Source organism: Stenotrophomonas pictorum JCM 9942 (assembly GCF_001310775.1).
In the GTDB taxonomy this organism is placed as follows: Bacteria; Pseudomonadota; Gammaproteobacteria; order Xanthomonadales; family Xanthomonadaceae; genus Stenotrophomonas; species Stenotrophomonas pictorum.
In genome coordinates, this window is record NZ_BAZI01000546.1 from 1 (window position 1) to 1,381 (window position 1,381).

Annotated in this window: 2 protein-coding genes; both read left to right on the forward strand. The window is 69.3% G+C overall.

Annotated elements, in window-relative coordinates; all coding sequences use genetic code 11:
* On the forward strand, positions 1 to 994 hold a 994-nt coding region (locus JCM9942_RS15885), incomplete at its 5' end, for a sensor histidine kinase (protein WP_157722992.1).
* Positions 984 to 1,381, forward strand: a 398-nt coding sequence (locus tag JCM9942_RS15890) for a LytR/AlgR family response regulator transcription factor (protein WP_157722993.1), incomplete at its 3' end; no start/stop codon positions are given. The genes JCM9942_RS15885 and JCM9942_RS15890, both read left to right, overlap by 11 nt.

The following is a 1,381-nucleotide window of genomic DNA, read 5'->3' on the forward strand; positions in this document are numbered from 1 at the left end:
CGAACGGCTGGAGCGCTCGGTGGGCACCTTGCAGCTGCGCGCCACCCAGCGCCGCGCCGATCCCTATGGCGAGCGGCCGCCATCGCGCTGGAATCCGCTGGCGCGGCTGGCGATCAAACACAACCAGATCACCGCGCGCGTCACCCCCGGCGTCGACACCTGCAGCGTCACCCTGCTGTTCGAACCCGATGCCGGCGCCTGGCTGGACCTGCTGCTGCTCGATGAGGGCAGCAACTACGAGAACGCCGAGGCCGTCACCCAGGCGCTGAGCGGCAAGGTTGCCCGGCAGCGGCGCGAAGAACGCGAGCAGGCCGCGCGCACCGAGGCCGAGAAGGAACTCAGTGTCGCCCGCCTGAATCTGCTGCACGCGCAGGTGGAGCCGCACTTCCTCTACAACACCCTGGCCAACGCGCAGGTGCTCACCCGCAGCGATCCCGAACGCGCCGAGCAGATGCTCGGCCATCTGATCCAGTATCTGCGCAGCTCGCTGCCGGGCATCGACCAGTCGCTGTCCACGCTGGGCCAGGAGCTGGAACGGGTGCGGGCCTATCTGGAAATCCTGCGCATCCGCATGGGCGCCCGGCTGACCCTGCAGATCGATGTGCCCGACGCGCTGCACAACCTCACCCTGCCGTCGATGTCGCTGCAGACGCTGGTGGAGAACGCGATCAAGCACGGCCTGGAGCCGAAATCCGGCGGTGGCACGGTGTGGGTGCTGGCGCGCGAACTGGACGGCCGGCTGACCGTCACCGTGGCCGATGACGGCCAGGGTATGGCGACCGGCAGCACCGGCACCGGGATCGGCCTGAAGAACCTGCGTGAACGCCTGCGCGTGAGCTGCGGCGCCGATGCGTCATTGACCCTGGTGTCGAATTTCCCCAGCGGCATGGCCGCCACCATCAGCCTGCCGTGCCAGCATCTGGAACCGGCACCGGCACCGGCACCGGCACCGGCCGTCGCACCGCTCATCCCGGAGCTGCCGCATGCCTCTTGATGCGCTGATCGCCGAAGACGAGCCACTGCTGCGCCAGGCATTGCTGGACCAGCTGGCGCGCTTGTGGCCGGAGCTGGTCATCGTCGCCGCCTGCGAGGATGGGGCCGCGGCGCTGGAAGCACTGGAGACCCACCAGCCGGCGCTGGCATTTCTGGATATCCGCATGCCCGGGGTCAGCGGCATCGATGTGGCGCGCGCGCTGCAGAGCGTCAGTCCGCGCACCGAGGTGGTGTTCGTCACCGCCTACGACCAGTACGCGATCAGCGCCTTCGAGCAGGGCGCGGTCGATTACCTGCTCAAGCCGGTCAGCGATGAACGCCTGTTGGCCACCCGCCAGCGCGTGCTGGCCCGGCGCTCGGTGGGGGGCGCGGACCCGGTGGTTCTGGA